The sequence below is a fragment of the Exiguobacterium sp. SRB7LM genome, assembly GCF_015712685.1.
GTDB classification, from domain to species: domain Bacteria; phylum Bacillota; class Bacilli; order Exiguobacteriales; family Exiguobacteriaceae; genus Exiguobacterium; species Exiguobacterium profundum.
The window spans coordinates 1,962,505-1,983,707 of record NZ_VWVR01000006.1; the positions used below are offsets into that span (position 1 = coordinate 1,962,505).

Consider the following 21,203-nt stretch of genomic DNA (forward strand, 5'->3'; position numbering starts at 1 on the left):
ATGAAACTTGCTCTCATCACAGGCGCATCGCGTGGTCTCGGCCGTTCCATCGCTCAGGAACTACAAGCTAGAGATTACGAGGTGGTCGGGCTCTCTCGCTCACAGACGGAAGACGTTACGTATCAGCAACGATCAGTCGACCTATCAAACGTCTCGGGGATTGATGCAGTCATTCGGGAGATCACACCGTTTCTAGAGCGGGCTGATTCGGTTTTGCTCGTTCAAAATGCAGCATGGATTGAACCGATTCATCGTGTCGGACAATTAGATGGTGAGAAAGTGACCGCTCATGTCCACGCCAACCTGCTTGCGCCGATGCTATTGGCGAATGCGGTCCTCGCTTTCGGTAAGCCGACCGATTTGATTCATGTGACCTCTGGCGCGGCCAAACGTCCGATCTCAGGTTGGAGCGCATATTGTGGCACGAAAGCAGGACTCGATCATTTCACGGAGACGCTTGCACTAGAGCTAGAAGGAACCTCACATCGTGCAGCTCTATTCAATCCAGGTGTGATGGATACGTCGATGCAGGCGGAGATTCGTTCTTCCTCGAAAGAGGCGTTCGCTGACCTTGAACAATTCCGTGCATACGAAACAGAAGGACGACTCCGTTCTCCTGAAACGGTCGCTCGTATATTTGCTGAACAGTTGATTGACCGTCCTCTAGAAAATGGCAAGACCTATTCGATTTACGACTTAATCAAATAATTTACCAGGTCAAAAAAAGAAACACCCTTCTCTCGTCAAACCGTCTACACTACATGCATAGATACGTGAAAGGGTGAATTTTATGAAAACCATTGCTGGAGGATTACTGCTATTTGGACTGTTTAGCCTCACAATGTCGTTCACAATGATTGGTGATACCGCTGTCGTCGGGGCGATGGTGAGTGGTGTTTCAATTTTATGTAGTGTCGGATTATTATTTGGGGCGACTGAACTCAGCCGAATCCGTCACGACCTGCTCCACGACAAAAAAACGTCTTTCCCATCTGAATGAGGGAAAGACGTTTTTGATTCAATCTTCTTCGTATTCCTCTAATAAATCATCAACATCATATTCTTCGAAGTCGTCTTCATCGATAAAGATATCGCGATCGTTCACGACGTGAATCGGACCATTGGCCACATCGATTCGAATCGTCCACGCCCAAGGAATGCGTAATCGGTTATAAACACCTGTCCAGAACTCCATTGACTCTTGCTCATACTGTTCAAATTCTGTCAGAAGTTCTTTGAACGACACGCCTGTTAACTGGAAGTTTGAATCTTGGAGCCGTTGGAGCGCATGATGCTTCGCTTCTAATTCGGCCGCTCGAACCATTTCCTCAGCTGTCGCCATCTCCAGGATCGTCCCGTCTGGTGGGAGAATATCGTATACGTTGAACAATTCGCCTTCTTCTACTTCTACATCGTCAAACTCATAGTCATCGTGCCGCATACTACATTCCTCCTTACGCAATTTGAATCCCCTTTATTGTACCACTCTCTACCCGTTTCCCCCTAAAGATTCGTGCATATATTTCATTTTGCCAGGGAAAGACTGTTAGAGTGAGGACATCTATAGGAAAAGAGGTTAAGCAGATGAATGAATCATTCCAAGCACTCGTGCTAGACCAACACGAGGAACGCCTTCATGCCGAAGTAAAAGAAGTGAACGCCGACGTCCTTCCGAAAGAAGAGGATGGAAACGTCTTAGTCGAAGTCCACTATTCCGCATTGAATTATAAAGACGCGCTCGGATTGACGACTTCAGGAAAAATCGTCAATCGCTATCCGTTCATTCCGGGATGCGAATTCGTTGGAACTGTCGTCGAATCAGACCACCTCGACATCAAAGTTGGCGATGAGGTGATTGCCACTGGTTTCGGGATTGGGGAACGGCATTTCGGTGGATTTAGCCAGTATGCGCAAGTACCGGGGAAATGGCTCGTGAAGTTACCTAAAGGAATGAGCATGCGAGATGCAATCGCCATCGGAACACCAGGACTCACCGCCATGCTTTCCATTGATGCACTCGAACACGCTGGTGTGCGTCCAGGCGAAGAAGTGCTCGTCACAGGAGCGACAGGTGGTGTCGGAAGCTTCGCGATTACGTTGCTTCGTCGCCTCGGCTACCATGTCGTCGCCTCCACTGGTAAAACAGATTCACCATACTTACGCTCACTCGGTGTCGAGACGATCATCGATCGAAGCGAATTAGAAGGACCTGCCCGTCCCCTTGCCAAGCAACGCTTCGATGCCGCTATCGATTCGGTCGGTGGAAATACACTCGCCAACATCTTGAGCCAGATACGATATGAAGGTGCTGTCGCCGCATGCGGTCTCGTCGGAGGCGCCGAGTTGCCGACGAGCGTTTATCCGTTTATTTTACGCGGCGTGAAGCTCATCGGCATCGATTCGGTCATGCAACCCATGGTTCGTCGTACGAACGCATGGGAACGCCTCGAAGAACTCATCGATCCGAAAGTTCTCAACGAGATGATCCATGAGATTCCGTTACACGACGTCCCTCGTCACGCCGAGGCGATGATGCGTGGCGAATTGAGCGGTCGTACCGTCGTCCGCCTTCGCTAAGCACATGAAAAGAGGCTGAATCACTCACGATTCAGCCTCTTTCCTCTCTATTCTCCATGGTGTGAAATCAGATGGTGAATCCGGCAGGTGCGTCTTTCACGACAACGAGTACCTTCCCTTGATCTAACTTTTCTTCGAGACGCTCTGATTCTTCTTTTGTGAAGCCGAGCTCCTGAAAATCGGCTCGCAGTTCATCTCCTTTTTTGCGGAACACGTTTTTGGCAGCTGTCCCCAAACCGACGTCACTTGCTGAGACGGTGTTCGCATCGGCATTGTCCGCGACACGCTTACTTCGATCATCGTCATGTGTGATGACGTAGATGTTAGATTCATCAATCCCATTTGTTTTCATCGATTGAACGGCGGTAACGACTTCTTCATCATTTGTAAATTCTTTGTACAAAACTGACATGTCTATTCTCCTCCTTCAATTCTACTACATTATTAGTTATTACCTTCCTTCCTGTTCTTCACACATTAAAAAACGATGACAAACGTCATCGTTTTGTTAAACGGCAGGTTCCTGCCCTTTTCGCTTTTTCAATTCTTCTAATAAAATGTTCGATTCATTGAATGGAATCGACTGGCGACCAATCCGTTCGATGTGGTCATGTCCTTTCCCGACGACCACGACACGCTTTCCTTCTAACGCTTGCGTGGCCGCATGGCGCAGGGCTTCTTCCCTTGCTTCAAACGTCACATACTTCACATCCGGTTGGATTCCTTTTACTAAGTCACGAATGATTTGTTTCGGGTCTTCCATGCGGATATCATGTACCGTGACAATCACCTCGTTTGAATAGCGGCTTGCGATTCGTCCCATATCTTGACGTTTCGTGGGATCTCGGTCTCCTGCCGCACTTAACACGACGACAAGTGCACGGTCGTCTTGTTGCAATGTAGACAAACATTTCTCTAGCCCGTCTGGTGTATGAGCATAGTCGATATATATCTCGGCATCCTCTGTAGCTAAACGTTCTAACCGCCCTTTTGGCAAGGTGAGTCCTGGAACATTTGAAACGATGGTCCGTAGCGCCATATCCGAAGTCGACACAAGTCCAATGGCCGCCGCTAAGTTCGCTGCGTTGAACGCCCCCATGAATCGGACGGGCACTTCGAGCTTGAACTCCTTCATACTGACGAGTACCGTTTCTTCACGCCAAATCACTTGGATGTCCGCCTCGATGTCCTCTTTTGTACTATACATAATGGCTTGACGTGTCGGCGCAAACTCAGCCATGACATGACTAGCCGGATCTTCCGCATTTAACACAATCGCCTCACCATTCGTCACTTCCACCTGTTCAAACAATCGCGCTTTGGCCCGGGCATACTCATCCATCGAACGATGATAGTCTAAATGATCATGCGTCAAATTCGTAAACGCAGCAGCATGAAAGTGTATTCCCGCTACGCGACCTTCCATTAAGGCATGCGATGATACCTCGAGTACGCAATCCGTGACGCCTGCATCGACCATCTCTGCTAATATGCGATGTAAGACGACGGCTTCTGGTGTCGTATTGGCTGTCTCAACCGTTTGATTATGAAAACGCGCGCCAATCGTACTAACGATTCCGGCACGACGTCCTGAAAGACGCAACAAATCATAAGTCAATGTCGCCGTCGTAGTTTTTCCATTCGTTCCTGTCACACCGTATATACGCATCCGATGAGAGGGATGATCATAAAATACACTCGCAACCTCTCCTGCCGTCTGTTTCGTATCGGCAACAACCACATTCGGAACATCGAGATCGAGTGGATATTCTGAGATGACCGCACTCGCACCGTTGGCGACGGCGTCCTCCGCGAACTTATGACCGTCAACCGTATAACCGCGAATGCAAATAAAGACATTCCCTGAACTGACCTTCCTGGAATCGGTTTCGACTCCGGTCACCCATGGATCAAAAATGTCATCCATCTCATTTTGTAAAATGGCGGATAAACGTTTCGTTCTCATGCTGTGTACGTCCTTTCTCATGGGTGTCGCTAGGTTCATAAAACCTTATCGTCATGTTACTAGATTTTAACGGCAATTGAGATGACAAATATATTACTTCCCGTTTTCAAAGAAAAGCAATCACTTCACAAAAAAAACCTAGACGTTGCACTCACGTACTAGGTTCCTCCATTTTGAATGCTAAATTGTATTTTAGTAGCTCCGCCTCAAGGACAAAAAGGGCATTCGGTCCGATTCCATGCCAACTCGCAACCTCACGGCGTGTATAGGGACACAATTCATGCAGAGACTCGATTCCTTTAGCGACTAGTGCCCTTTTAGCTGGCGCTGCTAACGTTGGTAAGGCAATCATCCAATCTCCGCCTTTCGCTTTCTAAATCGTCCGTTGATGGGAAGACAGGCAAGAACTTGCTCGATTCGAAACGTTCGTCTCGCTTGTTTATTCAAATCCCATGCCACCACGTACTCTCCTTGCACTTTAATCAGTTTGACCCGCCGCTCTGAAAATGTCCCATGTCGATCGACATACACCATTTCTGTGACTTGTCCCGAACGCATCCATCGTAACAATTCTTCTCTCATCCTGTTTTCCCTCCTTTATTTTCATTATACAGAACATTTGTTCCTATTTCTATTGATAAGCTGTTCGCTGATTCAAATTTCGATTATGATGAAGGAAATCAAATGAGAGAGGAAAAAACCGATGACTTATGTATTATTACTGATCTTGGCTGCCTTTTTATTCGGGGCAATGATTTTCGCTGCGCTCGCGTTACCAAACCTTCGCAACATTTTATTCAATCGTGGCAGTTTGTTCAATCAACAGAGTGAAACCGTCACTTGTCCGAAGTGTAAAACATCATTCAAACGCGCGCCGGGAGACGCACAAACTTGTCCGAATTGTTATCACACTTTTTGAATCGTTGAGGGGCATGCATATTCGACCGCAATTCTTCATATTCCTTGGTTTAAATGGGAGCAAATGAGTGAAAGAACAGAGAGGATGCTTTATCTGAGTAAAGTTCCTGATTCTTTTATCGTTGAAACCTTCATTCCATACGAAAGGAGTTGCATATGCTTCCTACACTCGATGAACGCCTGGTCGATCAAATTCGTCTTAAAAATCGCCAAGCCTTAGAACATTTATACTCACGCTATGAAAAACTACTTTATCGATATGCGCTTCATCTGAATGACCATCCTGCAACTGCAGAGGCGGCCTTGACCGATTTATTTTGTCGGATTTGGCAACAACGTCTCGATTTCAATCCACATTCCGAAACGATTCGTGCGACCCTCATCCGTTCATTAGAGGAAATCATGCACTATATGAAAGAAGACAAATCAGATTCCAACACTTCTAAAATCCCTTCTGCATAAGGTTTTGTTGTCATCTCCGGATACATCTGTTTTGCCTGTTCGGTCGCGTTGTTCACCAAGTATCCGTTCCCGACATATGCTAGCATGCTAATGTCGTTCCCACTGTCGCCAAAAGCGTACGTATCTTCTCGTGAAAAGGAAGCAGTGGCGTATACATATTCCAGGCTTGATACTTTCCCCGCATGCTTCGGATAAAAATCGACATCGAATGCATCAGCCGGGTCACCCGCTTTCGGATTGCATCGACTCATATTGACAGCAATGCCAGCTGAATCTGTCAGCATCCGAAGCGTTTCTCTCCATGAACCGACTTGGTCGCGGACATAGTAACTTCGAATCCAAGGACTCATCCCATTCCCTGGCTGTTCATCTAATTCAATATGCATCTGTCCAGTCTGTGACACGATGCGTTCCACACGTGATACAAAATCGCTCGGAAACGGTTCTTGATAAGCCTTGTCCTCAACGAACGTTCCGTCCGTCTCGATTCGATATAATTCTGTGCCAAGACTCGAGGCGATTCGATGAGGCCAAAAGCGAAGATTCGCCCGTTTTGCTTTTTCGTGTATCGACGCAAGCGAGCTCCCCGTCACCCACATCGTCGACACGCTTGACGAATGTCGTTCCAAAAAGTCCTCGAGCCGACGGACAGAAGCTAGTTGGTCAGCTGAACATGCATGTGGAAAATAGGTCTCATCAAAATCAAAACAAACAAGTGTACGTCCTTCATCTGTGAATCGCTTCATTCTATCGTCTCCTTATCGTTTTCCCTTTCCTGTATAGTACAATGAAACGGAGGAGGGATCTTATGATTCAACGTATCGCTCAAATCTATTGCCAAATGAGTAGCCTGATCACGGGATTGATCATCGTTTTCGCTTTCCTATTTGGCATTCGATCGTATTTCTTTTGGATCACGGTCAGTTCTCCTATGGTCGCCATCGGGTTGATGCTCGTGACGGCGGTCGGGCTGAGCATCATCACCTATACCTTTTCAGAGAAATTACGATTATTCATTTTTACGAAACTTCCAATCCCATCATCTACGTGTTCAATAAATAGTCACACAAAATAGGCATCCATTTTTCGATTTTATACGTTAGATCAATACAAGGGACATCCCTTCTGCGCAAAGGAGTATGTTATGACTGACTTAGAATTGTACGAGCGTGTCCGGCAAAAGGACAAAGAAGCGCTCGAAATATTGTATGATCGGTATGAGCGAATTTTATACGCCTTTGTCCTACAACTGACAAAGGATCGCGATTTAGCCGAAGAAGCCATGCAAGAAGTATTTATCAAGTTGTGGCGCGGCGGTGGCGTCTATGATGATTCGAAAGGCAAGTTCAGGTCCTGGCTCTTTACGATGAGCCGCCACGTGGCCATCGATTTGATTCGAAAGCGTAAACCTGATTTACAATTAGATGAGTCCTACGCGGAGGCCATCCCTTCTGAGTCACCATCCGTTGAAAAAGAAGTGGAGTGGCAAGAAGAACGCGCTCAAATCGAGACGGCCATGGCAACACTTCCAGCCGAACAACAGCAAGTCGTCCGACTCATGTACTTCCAAGGGCTCAGTCAGCAGAAGATCGCTGATGCATGTGGCATCCCGCTTGGTACAGTGAAAGGAAGGGTCCGACTGGCGCTGAAGCAACTGAGGAAACAGTTATCCCATGAATTCATCGGAAAGGAGGTAGAACAATGAACGCATGCGACCAATTGATTGACTATTTCAACCAACATCTATCAGAAGATGAGCGAGCGAAATTTGAACAACATCTGGCTTCGTGTAAAGATTGTCAAGAAGAGCTCGAACAACTCGAAGCACTCGTCGGTGGCGTCGCGTTCTTGTCTACTCCGATTGAACCACCCCGAGGCATGAAAGCACGTGTCCTCGATCGTGTATTCGAAGAAGAAGAAGACAATGAACCCGTGACATCTTCTGTGACATCTGATCCCGTTCCACCTGTCACACCTTTCAAAGCAAAACGAGAACGGAAAGTACCTGTCTGGGGGATGGTGACGCTCGCGGCGGCACTCCTTCTCTCTTTGATCGGAAACGGGTATCTGCTCACCAATCAACCCGACTCACCTGGCATCGCATTGACCGAGACGATTCCACTTGAGGGTGAATCTGAAGGAACCGCTTATCTTGCAGAGCAAGACGGTACGACGCAATTGATTGTCCAAACGAACGGCTTAGCTTCACTCGACGACAATGAAGTGTACCAAGTCTGGCTTTTAAAAGATAATGCTCCGATCCCAACCGGTGCCTTTGTCACAGACGACAAAGGTAACGGGACCGTCATCTATACGCTCGACTCAGATGAAGTCGACGTCGACTGGGATACGGTCGCCGTCACGAAAGAACCAAACCGTGGAAACGAGACACCACAAGGTGAAATGGTCTTAAGCGCAAGTTTATAATTCCCTAACCGGACGCATCTGCCGTCCGGTTTTTTGTTATGATGAACCAAAGGAGTGAATGGGATGCAAAAACCAAAAATCGGTATTGTCGGACTTGGAAATATCGCTCAAAAAGCGTATTTACCCATCCTTTCGATTCATCCTCGAATCGACTTGATCGGTGCCTTTTCCCCGAACACATCTAAGCGAGACATGATTTGCCAAACGTATCGAATGACCTCTTTCGACACGTTGAATGAACTCGCCTCATCCATCGATGCAGCGTTCGTACATAGTTCAACGGAAACTCATTATGACATCGTATCGTATTTATTAGAACACGGCGTCGATGTTTATGTTGATAAGCCCCTCGCCGCAACAATCGAGGAAGCGGAGCAGCTCGTCATTCAAGCCGAACGTCTTGGGCGTAAATTGATGGTCGGGTTCAATCGACGTTTCGCTCCGATGTATATGCGTCTACAAAACGAGTCCTCTGCTCACATGATTGATGTGGTAAAACATCGCGAGAATGACGTCGGCCCTAAGGATGCGACCTTCACCTTACTCGATGATTACTTACATGTCATTGATACGCTACGTTTCCTCGCTGGTAATAAGCTAACACTCGTCTCAGGTCACGTCGAAGTCAATGACAAGCATGAGCTTCGATTCGCCCGCCACGTGTGGCAAGATGAGCACGGAATGCACACGACATCGATGCACCGTTCAGCAGGAGTGAACCATGAGCACGTCTCGATCGTCCGGGATGGCGAACGATTGTCTGTCGAAGAGATGGTCACGCTACATCGTTTCAAGCAAGGTCGGCATGAGGTCGAAACGTTCGGGTCGTGGGACACGACACTCACGCAACGTGGTTTCCAGGGCGCGATTGACCACTTCATTTCCGCACTCATCGATGATACAGCGATTTCAACAGACGGTCGTGTTGCCCTTGAGACACAACGACTTGTCACAAATCTAATCAAGTGAAGGAGGGCTATATATGGATTTCTTTTTCTACATCATGGTTATGGTGATTGTCGTCTCGTCAGTCGGTGCCAATACGATTATCAAAACGAGAGAAGCACGTGTCGAAGAACGACGATTGAAGATCGAAGAAGAGAAACTCGCGATCCAACGGCTTGAACTCGAGATGAAGCGCGAACAAGACAAACTCGACCATCATGGATTTTAATCAAAAGCGGTCACCCTCCAAAATGAGGGCGACCGCTTTGCCATTACAGATGACGATTTGAAATCGGCAGTTGTTCTCTTCGTTCCGCGAGCGTCGACCACGTCACAGCCGTCATGATACAACCGGCACCGATAAAGAAGTTAAGATGGAGCGTTTCGTTCAAAACGAGCCACCCGAGCGTCCCGCCAACCAAGGGTTGAAAGAAGAAAAAGAGTGACCCGACACTCGCATCCATTAACTCGAGTCCTTTGTTCCAGAAGAAAAACGCTCCTGCCGTCGATACGACACCGATATAGAGAACACTAAGCCAAAGGACGCCATTTAACTTTGGCCAACCTGCTTGCATCACCTCTATACTCATCAAAGGCGTCATCAATAACCATGCGACTCCGATCGAAAATGTCGTGAGCGTCAAGGTCGACAACGACTGTGTCCCGATTTTCACATAAATCGACATGAGTGCCCACGTCACGGCAGCTAGAACAAGTATGAAACTGCCTACTCGATACGTCCCTTCCCCTTCCCAACCGACGACGATGAGAACACCGACCGTTGCCAGCCCAAGCGCTCCAATCTTGACAGGAGTCAGTCGTTCTTTCAATAAGATTCGGGCAAATAAGACCATGAAAGCTGGTGTCGCTGCGGTCACAAGGGAGCCGGTATGTGCATCCGATAGCTTCGTTCCGATAAATTGAAACGAAATCGAAGCGACGTATCCAATGACGCCGACGAGTCCGATCCACTTCCAATCCGCCCGTCGAATCGATTCCCGTCCAAACCGAAACCAAACGACGAAAAGGACCATAAATGCAACAGCGTATCGTAACCAGACGAACGTGAACGGTTCAATATATGCGAGCGCATATTTACTGACCACATACATCCCGCCCCATATACTCGCCGCAAGGGTCAAACTGAGTGCTCCTAGCCATTCTTTCCTCATTTCTTCGCCTCCTCGATGGCGACTATATACGACATCCTTGCTTCCATTTCCTTTATTTTCATTTATTTTCATTGTCAGTCGTAAGAAAAACGCTTACAATCAAGATATGGATGAATGGAAGGAGGGAGAAAGGTGAAATTTGTCGGACGTACGCATTGGACAACTGAACATTTGTACATTTTGCGTGCGATTTTTCACGATGTCGCTTAATCAAGGGACCCGTCTGTCCTTTTTTAGACATTGCTGAATATACGACAAAGCGCCTCTCTCTTTCTAAACCGAGCGCTTCTTTGCGTTCGGTTTTTTTGATAGGCCCTAACCTTAGGAGGAACCTATTATGTTGATCGATCTTCAACACATTCAAAAACAATACGGCGGGCACGCCGTTCTCACAGATGCGAATTTATTCATGAACGAAAACGAACGAGTCGGTCTTGTCGGCCGAAACGGCAGTGGCAAAACGACGCTGTTACGAATCCTTGTCGGCTCTGAAGAGCATGACGCCGGTACGATTTACCGCCGACAACGACTCTCTATCGGCTATTTGGTGCAGCTTCCTGACTACCCTGGACGCAGTGGTCGTGACGTCCTCTATACTGCTTTTGAGGAAGTGACTCGCCTGAGTGAAAAAATGTCTTCCCTCGAGCAAGAGATGGCGACGTCCGAACAGCTCGAACGCCTTCTCGAATCATACGGTGCCATTCAAGAACAATTCGAACATGCGGGTGGATATGTCTACGAGTCAAAAATCAGCGCAATGATTGATGGACTCAAATTGACCTCATTCGTGGACCAACCGTTCGATACGCTAAGCGGGGGCGAGCGTACAAAAATCGGTCTCGCCTTAGCACTCCTTCAGGAACCAGAGCTACTCATTTTGGACGAACCGACGAACCATCTAGATTTAGAAGCGATGACTTGGCTCGAATCCTATTTACAGGATTACGATTCAGCGCTCCTCATCGTCTCCCATGACCGGGTCTTCTTAGATGCGGTCGCCACACGAATCGTCGAGTGCGAGGATGGAGAATTGACGAGTTATCCTGGGAATTATACGGACTTCGTTGCCCAAAAAGAAAAACAGTTGCTTGACCAGTTTCACGCTTACACGGAGCAACAGAAGAAAATCAAAAAAATGAAGGAAACGATCCGGCAGTTGCGGCAATGGGCCAACGAGGGCAATCCGCCGAATGAAAAGTTCTATCGTCGCGCCAAATCGATGGAAAAGGCTCTCGAACGAATTGAACGAATCAAGCGACCACAACTCGAAGCCGAGCAACCGAATATCCAGTTCACGACGAACGGGCGAACCGGGCGCGACGTCTTCGAAGTAAATGATATGACACTTATCTATGATCGTCCTCTATTTGAAGACGTGCACTTCTACACAGGGTACGGGGAACGCGTCGCCATCGTCGGACCGAACGGGAGTGGAAAGTCTTCGCTTTTGAAAATATTGCTCGGTGAAGTTATCCCGCAAGCCGGAACCGTAAGGCGAGCCGACCAAGCCAAAATCGGCTATCTATCGCAACACATCACATTCGACGAATCTCATCGCTTAATCGAGGCGTTTCGGGACCGGATCGCAGTCGATGAAGGCAAAGCGAGACACCTTCTCGCTCAATTTCTGTTTTACGGCGCGAGTGTGTTTAAACCAGTCACGAATTTGAGCGGCGGGGAGAAGATGCGACTCATGCTTGCCATCCTCGTCCATGAAGAAATCAATGTCCTTGTCCTAGATGAGCCGACGAACCACCTCGATATCGAATCGAGAGAGGCACTTGAAGAGGCACTCGAACGTTTCCCTGGAACGGTCGTTACGGTTTCCCATGACCGCTACTTCTTGAATAAGCTGTTCCCTATCACGTATTGGCTCGACGGGACGATGACACGTTTCGAAGGTAACGTCGCCTATGCCCTCGACAAACGTGGACAGGAATCGAAAGATGAACCTAAAACGGAACACATCAAACAATCAAAATCGCTGAAGCAGACGAAACCTGCTCCATCTACGGTTGATGAGGAAACTCACCTAACCCAATTAGAGACAGAGCATCGGGCACTGCTCCAACGGATGAATGAATTGGATGACCTTGATGAATTGATGGCGTTACAACGACAAGTTGATGCATTGCAAAAAGAAATCGATGACGTGATGACACGTTTGCTCGAATCTTTATAACCTAATATAGAGAAGCGGCACCCAATCAAGGGCGCCGCTTCTTTTGCTCGAATCGAATCTGTATGAAATAGCCGATGACCGCGATAGCCATCAACCCAATTGGGAGTATGCGGTAAAGACCTTCCATCGTTCCCGTTGTCAAAAGAATCACTCCACTAAGGAACGTTCCGAACCAATATAGCTTTGGCATATGATCCCTCCATCGGTTGCATTCACTCAATAGGATACCACAAGAAAAGCGCCCTCACTCGGCGCTTTTCTTGATTCTCTAGTCCCCGGACTTTCATCCAACCAAGCCCTTGCTCGATTGACCGTCCCATCCATGATTTGGTTCGACTAGAGATGTCCAAGCCAACGTGACGCATCATTCCAATCCGTTCATCGTCCATTGGTTCACCAATTGTTTTTCATTCGAAAACATGAAATCAAATAGGTGACTCATAGACATTTTGATTGAATGGGCACGAGAGGACTTGGCACCTATGATGTCCACTTCTGACGCGGATCATGTGGAATTCCGTATACAAACAGTCTGTCTGGTATGCTTGCTCCGATGGCAAGCAGAGGCCGACGTATCATCGTTTGGAATACACGATTCACGTTCATATGGACTTTGCCCATCCCTTTCATCCATAAGCGACAGGTGACGAAAGTGCCTCCCCGTTCCCCACTCATTTCAGAAAGTGAATGGTTACATGTATACAATATCCGTTTTAAGTGAGATTCAATCCTCGTTCACGATTTCTCCATAATCCAATTCATACATAATGCGTCAGCGCATAAGCGACCCCGTCCTCTTCTACATCCTTTGTAATATGCGTGCTCAAATCTTTTAACGGATCCACAGCATTCCCCATCGCAATCCTTGTTTCTGCCACTTCGAACATCGACACATCATTCAGATTGTCTCCGATGGCGACGACATCACGCATCGGAATCTGATAATGCTCAGCTAGCTGTTTCAAGGCTGCGCCTTTACTCGCATGAGGATGTCCGATTTCAATTTTCGTCCACCCCGCAGTCGTAATCAAAATATCGTTCCGTGGTTCATAGATTTTACGCAACCGGTGTAGCTTTCGGCGATCGAACGAATAGACAAACACCTTGTACACTTCATCTCGTGCAAAGTCGATGTCTGCCATCGAATCCATATATGTCAGACCGAACTGCTCATTTTGGATTTCAATCTCACGTTCCGCCCACTCACGGGTGAACGATTGATCATGTGGCAACACCTCATTGAGTTCCCGTTTTAATAAATCACTCCCTGAACGGAGTACTTTCACTCCCGCATTCGTATAAAATTCGACGTACGCATCATCTGCGTTCGCGATTTCCCATAGCTCGTCTACAACCGTTTGATCCATCGCATGATAGTAAATTCGCTCGTTCTCATAAAACCCGATTGCTCCGTTACCTGACAAAATCGGACAGACGAGGTCACTTCGCTTCAACAGCTCCTCGATATCATGAATCGAACGTCCTGAACAAATCGTGACGATATCACCCTGTTCTTGCCGACGACGAATCGCCTCCTGGTTTGCCTTTGTAATCACGCCTGTGCGCGATAACAGCGTCCCGTCTAAATCAATCGCAATCAATTTCATATCGTTCCCTCCTCTTTGGTTCTTTTCCCGATTCAACTATACAAAACACGATGAAATGCGTCTCCTGTTTGCAATGTGGAGATTAGGGAACCGTTTATTAATGCTACATAATTTTTTTGAAAGGGGACATCTATGAAGGATTCTAAACAAAAGCCACGTTTGAATCGCGTCTTTTACATCTCAGCAAGTTTGATCGCCTTACTCGTTCTATTCGGAGCGATTGCCCCAACATCATTCGCTTCAATCGCAGGATCTATTTTTAACTTTACAACTCGCTCGTTCGGTTGGTTCTATTTACTTTCCGTATTCTTGTTTGTGCTCTTTTTAGTCTTTTTAGCGTTCAGTAAATACGGAAAAATCCGTCTCGGGAAGGATGACGATCGCCCTCAATATCCGTTCTTTACTTGGATCGGCATGTTATTCTCCGCGGGATTCGGTGTCGGACTCGTCTTTTGGGGTGTTGCCGAGCCGATGAGTCATTTCTTTACGCCACCTTATACGGATACGGAGGCATTGACGGTCGAAGGGGCACGCCTCGCGATGGCCTATTCGTTCTTCCATTGGGGTGTCAGTCAATGGTCTGTCTTTGCGATTGTCGGACTGATCATCGCCTATTTCCAGTTTCGTCGTAATGCGGACGGGCTCATCTCGACTAGCCTCTCACCACTTATAAAAGAACGACCGTACAAACAACCGTTGAACCAGACGATTGATATTTTAGCGGTCATTGCCACCGTCATGGGTGTCGCGACGTCGCTTGGTTTAGGTGTTCTTCAAATCAATGGCGGACTGAACAGCGTGTTCGGGCTCCCGAACACCGCTTGGATGCAAGTCGCCATCATCGTCGTCTTGACCGCTCTCTTTTTAACATCGACGACGACAGGGCTCGATCGTGGCATCAAGTGGTTGAGTAACATCAACTTAGGTACCGCACTCGTGTTGATGGTCTTCGTCTTCTTTGCCGGTCCTACCATTTTCATTTTAGAAACCTTGACGCTCGGTCTAGGTGACTACTTACAAAATTTCATTCGCTATAGTCTTCGTCTACAACCGTATCAACAAGGGACGTGGGTCCGGGATTGGACAATCTTTTATTGGGCATGGGCCATCGCCTGGTCCCCATTTGTCGGAGCGTTCGTCGCACGTGTCTCACGAGGCCGTACCATTCGTGAATTCATCGTCGGTGTCCTCATCGTTCCTCCGTTCATCGCGCTCCTTTGGATTGCCGTATTCGGGGGCACTGCCCTACATCTAGATTTATTCGAAGGGACTTCCATCGCTGAAGCCGTCAATGCGGACGTGACGAGCGCATTGTTCGTGACGTTTGCCGAGCTCCCATTCAGTTTCATCCTGTCCGTCTTGTCGATTCTCTTGATTTTGACGTTCTTGATCACGTCTGCCGATTCTGCTACCTACATCATCAGTAGTATGACGACGAATGGTAGCTTGAATCCACCCCTCCACGTTCGAATCGCCTGGGGGGTTCTGTTAGGAGGAATCGCTGCCGTCTTGTTGATTGCGAGTGGCTTAGAAGGACTTCAAACTGCGTCGTTGATTTCCGCCTTGCCCTTCACGATTATTCTTCTGCTGATGGTGTTCACATTATTTAAGTTACTCCGACAAGAGAACGTACGAAAAATAAAATAAGCTATATTTTTAAACGCTCGGGAAGATCCTTGAGCGTTTTTTAGTTTGACTCGCCGACATCTCGTTGTTTGTTGACTTCCTTATGTCCGATTGCTACGATTTTGACAACGTATAAGCTTTAAAGGGGGAATATGGGGAGATGAACGATTTCACACGTGCTTACGCACAACAACTAGACAAACAAGACCCGCTCGCATCGTATCGGGAAGAATTTTATTTACCGGAACACAGGATTTATATGGATGGGAATTCACTCGGTCTCTTATCGAAACGAGCCGAGCGAACACTCCTTGAATCACTTGCGGACTGGAGAGAGCTCGGGATTGATGGCTGGATGTCAGGTCGCCATCCTTGGTTCAACTTGTCCGAAGAATTAGCCGCACTGAATGCCCCGCTCATCGGTGGAAAGCCGGAAGAAGTGATGGTCACTGGTTCGACGACCGTGAACTTGCATCAACTCGTCGCATCGTTCTTCAAACCGGATGGCAAACGTACGAAGATTTTGGCAGACGCCCTCACGTTCCCGTCTGACATTTACGCTTTGAAGAGTCAGCTCGAACTACGTGGACTCGACCCTTCTGAGCATCTCGTTCAAGTCGACAGTCCGGATGGGCGCTTCTTGGTAGAAGACGACTTGATTGCCGCGATGACCGACGAGATTGCCCTCATTGTATTGCCGACCGTCCTCTATCGGAGCGGTCAGATTTTAGACATGCCTCGTCTGACGAAAGCGGCGCACGAGCGTGGGATTTTGATTGGTTTCGATGCCTGTCACTCCGTCGGTGCCATCCCTCACGACTTCCATGATTGGGGTGTCGACTTCGCATACTGGTGCAACTATAAACATTTGAACGGGGGTCCGGGAACGGTCGGTGGCTTATTCGTACATGAACGTCACTTCGGCACGGCACCTGGACTCGCCGGCTGGTTCGGTTCGCGCAAAGATAAGCAGTTCGATATGGATCATACGATGACACCTGCCGAACATGCCGGCGCATTCCAAATCGGAACGCCACACGTTATGAGTCTTGCCCCTCAGCTTGGCGCGCTTGAGATGTTCAACGAGGTCGGGATGGAAGCGATTCGCCAAAAATCACTCGCGCTCACGACGTATATGATGGACTTGATCGAAGAGATGCTCGCACCACACGGATTCTTCATCGGTAGCCCGACGGACACACGACAGCGTGGCGCTCATTTGAGCATCGAGCATCCGGAGGCGGCACGTATCTGTAAGGCATTGAAGAAACATCACATCATCCCAGATTTTCGGGCACCGAACATCATCCGTCTCGCACCGGTCGCATTGTATAACACGTTTACCGACGTATATGACGTGATCGTGACGTTGAAGAAAATCATGGACGACAAAGAGTACGAGGCGTTCGAGAACGTCCGCGAAGTGGTCGCATAAGGGGGAACTGTCATGAGTGAACGCACAGAACATAAAGTAGAAAAATCGATTCAAACGGATTTCTCAAAAGACATGTCGTACGGGGACTATCTCCAACTCGACCCGATTTTATCAAGTCAACATCGCCTTTCTGACCATCATGATGAGATGCTGTTCATCATCATCCACCAGACGAGCGAGTTGTGGATGAAACTCATTTTGCATGAATTGACAGCAGCCACGACGGCCATCACGAACGGCGAACTCGAACGTTCGTTCAAGATGCTCGCCCGCGTCTCGAAGATTCAGCAACAACTCATCCAGTCATGGGGCGTTCTCGCGACGTTGACGCCGGCCGAGTATTTAGAGTTCCGAGACCAACTCGGCTCGTCCTCTGGTTTTCAATCTTACCAGAACCGACAAATCGAATTCGCGCTCGGCTTCAAAAACGCACGGACGCTCAGTGTTTACGCGCACGATAAAAAACTGTATCCATTGCTCGAAGGCTCGCTACAAGCTCCTAGTATTTACGATGTGACCGTCCGCGAAATGCATCGTCGGGGTCTATCGATTGATGCGAGCGTGCTCGAACGTGATGTCACCCAGGATTGGGAATGGAATGAAAGTGTCGAGAAGGCATGGGTCGAAGTCTATCGAGACGTCGACACGTATTGGGACTTATATGAGCTCGGTGAAAAGCTACTCGATATCGGGAGTCAGCAACAGATGTGGCGCTTTAACCATATGAGCACCGTGGAACGCATTATCGGACAGAAGATGGGGACAGGTGGTTCGTCTGGCGTGAACTACTTACGTCGCGTGCTCGATCATCGCTTCTTCCCAGAACTGTGGACGGTCCGGACATCACTATAAGAGGAGCTGAACAAAATGACTTGGATTGATGTATCACAGCCACTTCATGCCGATGTTGCGACATGGCCGGGAGATACAAAATTTTCGTATGAAATCGCGTGGCCGATGGCAGAGAGTGGTTCGGTCAATGTCGGGAAGATGACATTGAGTTTACATCTCGGGACCCACATCGATGCACCGTTTCATTTTGACGACCATGGGAAGCGCGTGATCGACCTCAATCCGTCCGTATATATCGGACCAGCCCGTGTGATTCATCTACCGCATAAGGCAAAGATTGAAGCATCTGATTTGGATGGTCACGATTTGACTGGGGTGGAACGCCTCATCTTAAAAACGGATGGTTGGTCCGATAAGAGCGTCTTCCCAGAGACGATTCCTGAACTGACACCCGCTCTTGCCGATCGTCTCGGAGAACTCGGAATCTTCTTGATCGGACTCGACTTACCGTCCGTTGATGCGATTGACAGTAAAGAGATGAGCGGCCATCACGCGTTAGCACGAAATGGTGTGCATATCCTAGAAGGACTCGTTTTAGACAATATCTTACCGGGAGATTACGATTTGAATGCCGTCCCTCTCCCAATCGTCGAAGGGGATGGAAGTCCCGTTCGCGCATTGCTTCGCCCTATATTGTAAAGAGATAGCCGGAATCGGCTGTCTCTTTTTTGATTAGACAGGGATAGTCCGACGTTTGGCGAAATAGATGAGAAACTCTATTTGAAGAGAGGACATTCGATGAAGATTCTATTATTATCTGGCGGTGATGGAAAAAGACTATGGCCACTTTCGAACAATTCGAATGCCAAACAATTCATTCGTTTATTGCCTAGCAGAGGTGGAACGAAACAATCAATGCTTGAAAGAGTTTATAATCAACTAAAAACACAAGATTTAGACACTAACGCTTTCATTATCACAAATGTTCAGCAAAAAGATTGTGTCATTCATCAAGTTGGTACAGATACTAATATCATTTCCGAACCAACTCGTCGTGATACATTTCCCGCTATCGTTCTCGGGGCAAGCTATTTAAACGAGCAACATGTGCCTCTGGATGAAACGGTACTTGTGATGCCGGTCGATGCTTACGTCGACCTCCGCTTCTTTGAATATTTCCCTCAAGTCGATGAAGCAGTCCAAGCGAACGATGATGCTCTGCATCTAATTGGGGTCACACCCCTTCATCCGACATCAAAATACGGATATATCGTTCCAGACGAGACGGCCCAAATGTCCTCGGTTCGCCTATTTCAGGAAAAACCGACCGTCGATGTAGCAGAACAGTTGATTGGACAAGGTGCCCTTTGGAACTGTGGAATCTTTGCTTGCAAGTTACATCTGTTACTTGATGAACTAGCAGAACGAAACTTACCGACAACTTATTCAGACCTCACTTCACGCTATGACGAATTAGAAAAGACTTCGTTTGACTATGCCGTTGTCGAACATGCAGAGTCGGTATTCGTTCACCGCTACGATGGCGATTGGAAAGACTTAGGAACATGGAACACATTGACTGAAGAAATGACGTCCACAACTCACGGTCAAGTCGAACTGTTCGAATCGACGAACACGCATGTGATCAATGAATTGAACCTTCCTTTGATTGGGATTGGGCTAGAAGACCTTGTCGTCGCCGTCAACGCGGATGGAATTCTCGTCTCGAAGAAAGAGGCGACCCCGCAGCTGAAAGATTATCTCGCCTCATCCGACGACTATCCAAAATTCAAATGGAAGCGATGGGGGCAGTCGGAAGTCATCCATCATGAGACACTCGCCGATGGGCATCACAGTGTGACACGTCGCATGCTCGTTCAAGCAGGGAAAGAACTCAGTTACCATTATCATGAAGAGACCGATACAATTTGGACGATTCTCCAAGGCACAGCAATCGTGACGATTGATGGAGAATCATTTGAGGTAAGACCGACCAATGCCATCTCAATTCAACGCGGAAAAGCACATATGTTAAAAGCAAGCGAAACCGTCATTTTAATAGAAGTGCAGTACTCTTTAAAATATATGAACAACGATACACAATTTCTCATTTCCCCATATAAATAAAAATGACCTCACGAGCTCTACCCGAAATCAAGGCATCGTGAGGTTTCTTCTTACTTATTTGATTAATTCGAGTTCGACCGGAATGTTTTCCTCCACTGTTTCACCTTTCAGATGATTGATTGCCGCTTCTACACCCAGCTTCCCAATCTCAGCGGGCTTTTGTGCAACCGTAGCTGCCATCGTCCCACCTTCGACCGCTTTGACGGCATCGTCTGTCGCATCGAATCCGATGACTTTCACGTCACTCATTCCAGCCGCTTCGAGTGCTTGAACGGCACCGAGTGCCATCTCATCGTTATGTGCGAATACAGCGACGATGTCTTTATTGTCCTGTAAGATGTTCTCCATGACCGTCAATCCTTCTGCACGGTCAAAGTTTGCCGATTGTTTTGCCACGACTTCCAATTTCCCATCGATGGCTTCGTTGAATCCTTGTCCGCGGTCACGTGTCGCAGACGCTCCTGGAATCCCCTCGAGCTCGACGACTTTTTGCCCTTCGCCTACGAGTTCGACCATGTAGTCACCCGCCAACTGTCCACCTGCGACGTTATCTGATGCCACGTGGGCGACGACGTCCCCTGTTTCAGCGTTACGGTCTACCGTGATGACGGGAATGCCTGCATCGTTCGCTGCTTGTACCGCCGCGCCGACTGCTTCTGAATCTGTCGGGTTGATGAGAATCAAATCCATCCCCTTTTGAATCATATCTTCGACGTCATTCACTTGCTTCGCCGCGTCGTTTTGCGCATCCGCTACCGTCAACGTCGCATCCATTTCGTTCGCCTGTTCTTCTGCGCCTTCTTTCAGTGCGACGAAGAACGGGTTATTCAATGTTGAGATCGATAAGCCGATTTCATAATCGCCATCTTTCGTTTCCGTTTCAGACGATGACCCCGGTTGTTCAGTCGAGCAAGCTGCCATCAGTACCATTGTCAGTGCGAGTAGCCAAGCTGTCCATTTTTTCATG

26 protein-coding genes are annotated in these 21,203 nt (G+C 47.9%); 16 read left to right on the plus strand and 10 right to left on the minus strand.

Features of this window, described 5'->3' with window-relative positions; all coding sequences use genetic code 11:
- Together F3H97_RS10745 and F3H97_RS10750 are read left to right on the plus strand one after the other, a co-directional pair.
- On the plus strand, positions 1–708 hold the full coding sequence (locus F3H97_RS10745; protein ID WP_196431364.1) for an SDR family NAD(P)-dependent oxidoreductase: 708 nt from the start codon (positions 1–3) through the stop codon (positions 706–708).
- 82 nt (positions 709–790) lie between these two features.
- On the plus strand, positions 791–1,000 hold the full coding sequence (locus F3H97_RS10750; RefSeq protein WP_012727529.1) for a hypothetical protein: 210 nt from the start codon (positions 791–793) through the stop codon (positions 998–1,000).
- 18 nt (positions 1,001–1,018) lie between these two features.
- On the opposite strand, the gene F3H97_RS10755 is transcribed toward F3H97_RS10750, so the two are convergent.
- Entirely contained in the window at positions 1,019–1,441 is a 423-nt protein-coding gene (locus F3H97_RS10755) for a hypothetical protein (RefSeq protein WP_012727530.1), read from the minus strand.
- A 143-nt stretch (positions 1,442–1,584) separates the two neighbouring features.
- On the opposite strand from F3H97_RS10755, the gene F3H97_RS10760 reads away from it, so the two are divergent.
- Positions 1,585–2,577, plus strand: a complete 993-nt coding sequence (locus F3H97_RS10760; protein WP_159563073.1) for an MDR family oxidoreductase — start codon at positions 1,585–1,587, stop codon at positions 2,575–2,577.
- Between the two features lie 67 nt (positions 2,578–2,644).
- Here F3H97_RS10760 and F3H97_RS10765 read toward each other — a convergent pair whose 3' ends face one another.
- From F3H97_RS10765 to F3H97_RS10780, 4 genes are all read right to left on the minus strand, one after another.
- Positions 2,645–2,989: a YflT domain-containing protein gene (locus F3H97_RS10765; RefSeq protein WP_012727532.1), complete on the minus strand. Its 345-nt coding sequence runs from the start codon at positions 2,987–2,989 to the stop codon at positions 2,645–2,647.
- A gap of 96 nt (positions 2,990–3,085) precedes the next feature.
- Positions 3,086–4,543 (minus strand): UDP-N-acetylmuramoyl-L-alanyl-D-glutamate--2,6-diaminopimelate ligase, encoded by a 1,458-nt coding sequence (locus F3H97_RS10770; RefSeq protein WP_196431365.1) that lies wholly within the window; start codon positions 4,541–4,543, stop codon positions 3,086–3,088.
- Positions 4,544–4,694: 151 nt separating this feature from the next.
- Positions 4,695–4,895 carry a helix-hairpin-helix domain-containing protein gene (locus F3H97_RS10775; protein WP_047794766.1) on the minus strand — a complete coding sequence of 67 codons (201 nt, stop codon included), beginning with the start codon at positions 4,893–4,895 and terminating at the stop codon, positions 4,695–4,697.
- Complete coding sequence (locus F3H97_RS10780) at positions 4,892–5,125, minus strand: WYL domain-containing protein (protein WP_074035487.1); 234 nt, start codon at positions 5,123–5,125, stop codon at positions 4,892–4,894. Before F3H97_RS10780 ends, F3H97_RS10775 begins: the two co-directional genes overlap by 4 nt.
- A 121-nt stretch (positions 5,126–5,246) precedes the next feature.
- Here F3H97_RS10780 and F3H97_RS10785 point away from each other — a divergent pair, with 121 nt between their 5' ends.
- Both F3H97_RS10785 and F3H97_RS10790 read left to right on the plus strand, forming a co-directional pair.
- Positions 5,247–5,462: a hypothetical protein gene (locus tag F3H97_RS10785; protein ID WP_012727536.1), complete on the plus strand. Its 216-nt coding sequence runs from the start codon at positions 5,247–5,249 to the stop codon at positions 5,460–5,462.
- A 155-nt stretch (positions 5,463–5,617) separates the two neighbouring features.
- A complete protein-coding gene (locus F3H97_RS10790) occupies positions 5,618–5,923 on the plus strand; it encodes an RNA polymerase sigma factor (RefSeq protein ID WP_196431366.1) in 306 nt (101 codons plus the stop codon).
- Here the strand turns inward: F3H97_RS10790 and F3H97_RS10795 are convergent.
- Positions 5,869–6,669, minus strand: a complete 801-nt coding sequence (locus F3H97_RS10795; RefSeq protein ID WP_196431367.1) for an HAD-IIB family hydrolase — start codon at positions 6,667–6,669, stop codon at positions 5,869–5,871. The two genes, F3H97_RS10790 and F3H97_RS10795, sit on opposite strands and share 55 nt — an antisense overlap.
- A gap of 62 nt (positions 6,670–6,731) precedes the next feature.
- Here F3H97_RS10795 and F3H97_RS10800 point away from each other — a divergent pair, with 62 nt between their 5' ends.
- The 5 genes from F3H97_RS10800 (at position 6,732) to F3H97_RS10820 (ending at position 9,524) form a co-directional block, all read left to right on the plus strand.
- The gene (locus F3H97_RS10800; RefSeq protein WP_196431368.1) at positions 6,732–6,998 is read left to right on the plus strand and encodes a hypothetical protein; all 267 of its coding nucleotides are present in this window, start codon (positions 6,732–6,734) and stop codon (positions 6,996–6,998) included.
- Positions 6,999–7,067: 69 nt separating this feature from the next.
- Positions 7,068–7,628 (plus strand): RNA polymerase sigma factor, encoded by a 561-nt coding sequence (locus F3H97_RS10805; RefSeq protein ID WP_196431369.1) that lies wholly within the window; start codon positions 7,068–7,070, stop codon positions 7,626–7,628.
- On the plus strand, positions 7,625–8,350 hold the full coding sequence (locus tag F3H97_RS10810; RefSeq protein WP_196431370.1) for an anti-sigma factor: 726 nt from the start codon (positions 7,625–7,627) through the stop codon (positions 8,348–8,350). The genes F3H97_RS10805 and F3H97_RS10810 overlap by 4 nt, the downstream gene beginning before the upstream one ends.
- 63 nt (positions 8,351–8,413) lie before the next feature.
- On the plus strand, positions 8,414–9,319 hold the full coding sequence (locus tag F3H97_RS10815) for a Gfo/Idh/MocA family protein (RefSeq protein ID WP_196431371.1): 906 nt from the start codon (positions 8,414–8,416) through the stop codon (positions 9,317–9,319).
- 13 nt (positions 9,320–9,332) lie between these two features.
- Positions 9,333–9,524 carry a hypothetical protein gene (locus F3H97_RS10820; RefSeq protein WP_074035480.1) on the plus strand — a complete coding sequence of 64 codons (192 nt, stop codon included), beginning with the start codon at positions 9,333–9,335 and terminating at the stop codon, positions 9,522–9,524.
- 43 nt (positions 9,525–9,567) lie between these two features.
- Here F3H97_RS10820 and F3H97_RS10825 read toward each other — a convergent pair whose 3' ends face one another.
- Positions 9,568–10,467 (minus strand): DMT family transporter, encoded by a 900-nt coding sequence (locus F3H97_RS10825; protein WP_196431372.1) that lies wholly within the window; start codon positions 10,465–10,467, stop codon positions 9,568–9,570.
- Positions 10,468–10,804: 337 nt separating this feature from the next.
- Between F3H97_RS10825 and abc-f the strand changes: the two genes are divergently transcribed.
- Positions 10,805–12,649 carry a ribosomal protection-like ABC-F family protein gene (gene abc-f / locus F3H97_RS10830; RefSeq protein ID WP_196431373.1) on the plus strand — a complete coding sequence of 615 codons (1,845 nt, stop codon included), beginning with the start codon at positions 10,805–10,807 and terminating at the stop codon, positions 12,647–12,649.
- Between the two features lie 25 nt (positions 12,650–12,674).
- Here the strand turns inward: abc-f and F3H97_RS10835 are convergent, their stop codons facing one another.
- Positions 12,675–12,839, minus strand: a complete 165-nt coding sequence (locus F3H97_RS10835) for a hypothetical protein (protein ID WP_167365511.1) — start codon at positions 12,837–12,839, stop codon at positions 12,675–12,677.
- Positions 12,840–13,407: 568 nt separating this feature from the next.
- Positions 13,408–14,256, minus strand: coding sequence for a Cof-type HAD-IIB family hydrolase (locus F3H97_RS10840; RefSeq protein WP_196431374.1), 849 nt, complete (start codon positions 14,254–14,256; stop codon positions 13,408–13,410).
- A gap of 132 nt (positions 14,257–14,388) precedes the next feature.
- Between F3H97_RS10840 and F3H97_RS10845 the strand changes: the two genes are divergently transcribed.
- The 5 genes from F3H97_RS10845 to F3H97_RS10865 all read left to right on the plus strand — a co-directional run bounded on the left by F3H97_RS10845 (position 14,389) and on the right by F3H97_RS10865 (position 20,236).
- On the plus strand, positions 14,389–15,903 hold the full coding sequence (locus F3H97_RS10845) for a glycine betaine uptake BCCT transporter (protein ID WP_196431375.1): 1,515 nt from the start codon (positions 14,389–14,391) through the stop codon (positions 15,901–15,903).
- Positions 15,904–16,042: 139 nt separating this feature from the next.
- Positions 16,043–17,317, plus strand: coding sequence for a kynureninase (gene kynU, locus F3H97_RS10850; RefSeq protein WP_196431376.1), 1,275 nt, complete (start codon positions 16,043–16,045; stop codon positions 17,315–17,317).
- Positions 17,318–17,329: 12 nt separating this feature from the next.
- Positions 17,330–18,169 (plus strand): tryptophan 2,3-dioxygenase, encoded by an 840-nt coding sequence (kynA, locus tag F3H97_RS10855; protein ID WP_196431377.1) that lies wholly within the window; start codon positions 17,330–17,332, stop codon positions 18,167–18,169.
- A gap of 15 nt (positions 18,170–18,184) precedes the next feature.
- Complete coding sequence (gene kynB, locus F3H97_RS10860; RefSeq protein ID WP_196431378.1) at positions 18,185–18,808, plus strand: arylformamidase; 624 nt, start codon at positions 18,185–18,187, stop codon at positions 18,806–18,808.
- A gap of 99 nt (positions 18,809–18,907) precedes the next feature.
- Positions 18,908–20,236 carry a sugar phosphate nucleotidyltransferase gene (locus F3H97_RS10865; RefSeq protein WP_196431379.1) on the plus strand — a complete coding sequence of 443 codons (1,329 nt, stop codon included), beginning with the start codon at positions 18,908–18,910 and terminating at the stop codon, positions 20,234–20,236.
- A gap of 54 nt (positions 20,237–20,290) precedes the next feature.
- Here F3H97_RS10865 and rbsB read toward each other — a convergent pair whose 3' ends face one another.
- Positions 20,291–21,202, minus strand: a complete 912-nt coding sequence (gene rbsB, locus F3H97_RS10870; RefSeq protein WP_031421977.1) for a ribose ABC transporter substrate-binding protein RbsB — start codon at positions 21,200–21,202, stop codon at positions 20,291–20,293.
- Between the last annotated feature and the right edge of the window lies 1 nt (position 21,203).

Excerpts from the sequence above, each read along its gene's own strand:
- F3H97_RS10745 (WP_196431364.1), top strand. The coding sequence starts at position 1 with ATGAAACTTGCTCTCATCACAGGCGCATCGCGTGGTCTCGGCCGTTCC.
- F3H97_RS10750 (WP_012727529.1), top strand. The coding sequence starts at position 791 with ATGAAAACCATTGCTGGAGGATTACTGCTATTTGGACTGTTTAGCCTC.
- F3H97_RS10755 (WP_012727530.1), bottom strand. The coding sequence starts at position 1,441 with ATGCGGCACGATGACTATGAGTTTGACGATGTAGAAGTAGAAGAAGGC.
- F3H97_RS10760 (WP_159563073.1), top strand. The coding sequence starts at position 1,585 with ATGAATGAATCATTCCAAGCACTCGTGCTAGACCAACACGAGGAACGC.
- F3H97_RS10765 (WP_012727532.1), bottom strand. The coding sequence starts at position 2,989 with ATGTCAGTTTTGTACAAAGAATTTACAAATGATGAAGAAGTCGTTACC.
- F3H97_RS10770 (WP_196431365.1), bottom strand. The coding sequence starts at position 4,543 with ATGAGAACGAAACGTTTATCCGCCATTTTACAAAATGAGATGGATGAC.
- F3H97_RS10775 (WP_047794766.1), bottom strand. The coding sequence starts at position 4,895 with ATGATTGCCTTACCAACGTTAGCAGCGCCAGCTAAAAGGGCACTAGTC.
- F3H97_RS10780 (WP_074035487.1), bottom strand. The coding sequence starts at position 5,125 with ATGAGAGAAGAATTGTTACGATGGATGCGTTCGGGACAAGTCACAGAA.
- F3H97_RS10785 (WP_012727536.1), top strand. The coding sequence starts at position 5,247 with ATGACTTATGTATTATTACTGATCTTGGCTGCCTTTTTATTCGGGGCA.
- F3H97_RS10790 (WP_196431366.1), top strand. The coding sequence starts at position 5,618 with ATGCTTCCTACACTCGATGAACGCCTGGTCGATCAAATTCGTCTTAAA.
- F3H97_RS10795 (WP_196431367.1), bottom strand. The coding sequence starts at position 6,669 with ATGAAGCGATTCACAGATGAAGGACGTACACTTGTTTGTTTTGATTTT.
- F3H97_RS10800 (WP_196431368.1), top strand. The coding sequence starts at position 6,732 with ATGATTCAACGTATCGCTCAAATCTATTGCCAAATGAGTAGCCTGATC.
- F3H97_RS10805 (WP_196431369.1), top strand. The coding sequence starts at position 7,068 with ATGACTGACTTAGAATTGTACGAGCGTGTCCGGCAAAAGGACAAAGAA.
- F3H97_RS10810 (WP_196431370.1), top strand. The coding sequence starts at position 7,625 with ATGAACGCATGCGACCAATTGATTGACTATTTCAACCAACATCTATCA.
- F3H97_RS10815 (WP_196431371.1), top strand. The coding sequence starts at position 8,414 with ATGCAAAAACCAAAAATCGGTATTGTCGGACTTGGAAATATCGCTCAA.
- F3H97_RS10820 (WP_074035480.1), top strand. The coding sequence starts at position 9,333 with ATGGATTTCTTTTTCTACATCATGGTTATGGTGATTGTCGTCTCGTCA.
- F3H97_RS10825 (WP_196431372.1), bottom strand. The coding sequence starts at position 10,467 with ATGAGGAAAGAATGGCTAGGAGCACTCAGTTTGACCCTTGCGGCGAGT.
- abc-f (WP_196431373.1), top strand. The coding sequence starts at position 10,805 with ATGTTGATCGATCTTCAACACATTCAAAAACAATACGGCGGGCACGCC.
- F3H97_RS10835 (WP_167365511.1), bottom strand. The coding sequence starts at position 12,839 with ATGCCAAAGCTATATTGGTTCGGAACGTTCCTTAGTGGAGTGATTCTT.
- F3H97_RS10840 (WP_196431374.1), bottom strand. The coding sequence starts at position 14,256 with ATGAAATTGATTGCGATTGATTTAGACGGGACGCTGTTATCGCGCACA.
- F3H97_RS10845 (WP_196431375.1), top strand. The coding sequence starts at position 14,389 with ATGAAGGATTCTAAACAAAAGCCACGTTTGAATCGCGTCTTTTACATC.
- kynU (WP_196431376.1), top strand. The coding sequence starts at position 16,043 with ATGAACGATTTCACACGTGCTTACGCACAACAACTAGACAAACAAGAC.
- kynA (WP_196431377.1), top strand. The coding sequence starts at position 17,330 with ATGAGTGAACGCACAGAACATAAAGTAGAAAAATCGATTCAAACGGAT.
- kynB (WP_196431378.1), top strand. The coding sequence starts at position 18,185 with ATGACTTGGATTGATGTATCACAGCCACTTCATGCCGATGTTGCGACA.
- F3H97_RS10865 (WP_196431379.1), top strand. The coding sequence starts at position 18,908 with ATGAAGATTCTATTATTATCTGGCGGTGATGGAAAAAGACTATGGCCA.
- rbsB (WP_031421977.1), bottom strand. The coding sequence starts at position 21,202 with ATGAAAAAATGGACAGCTTGGCTACTCGCACTGACAATGGTACTGATG.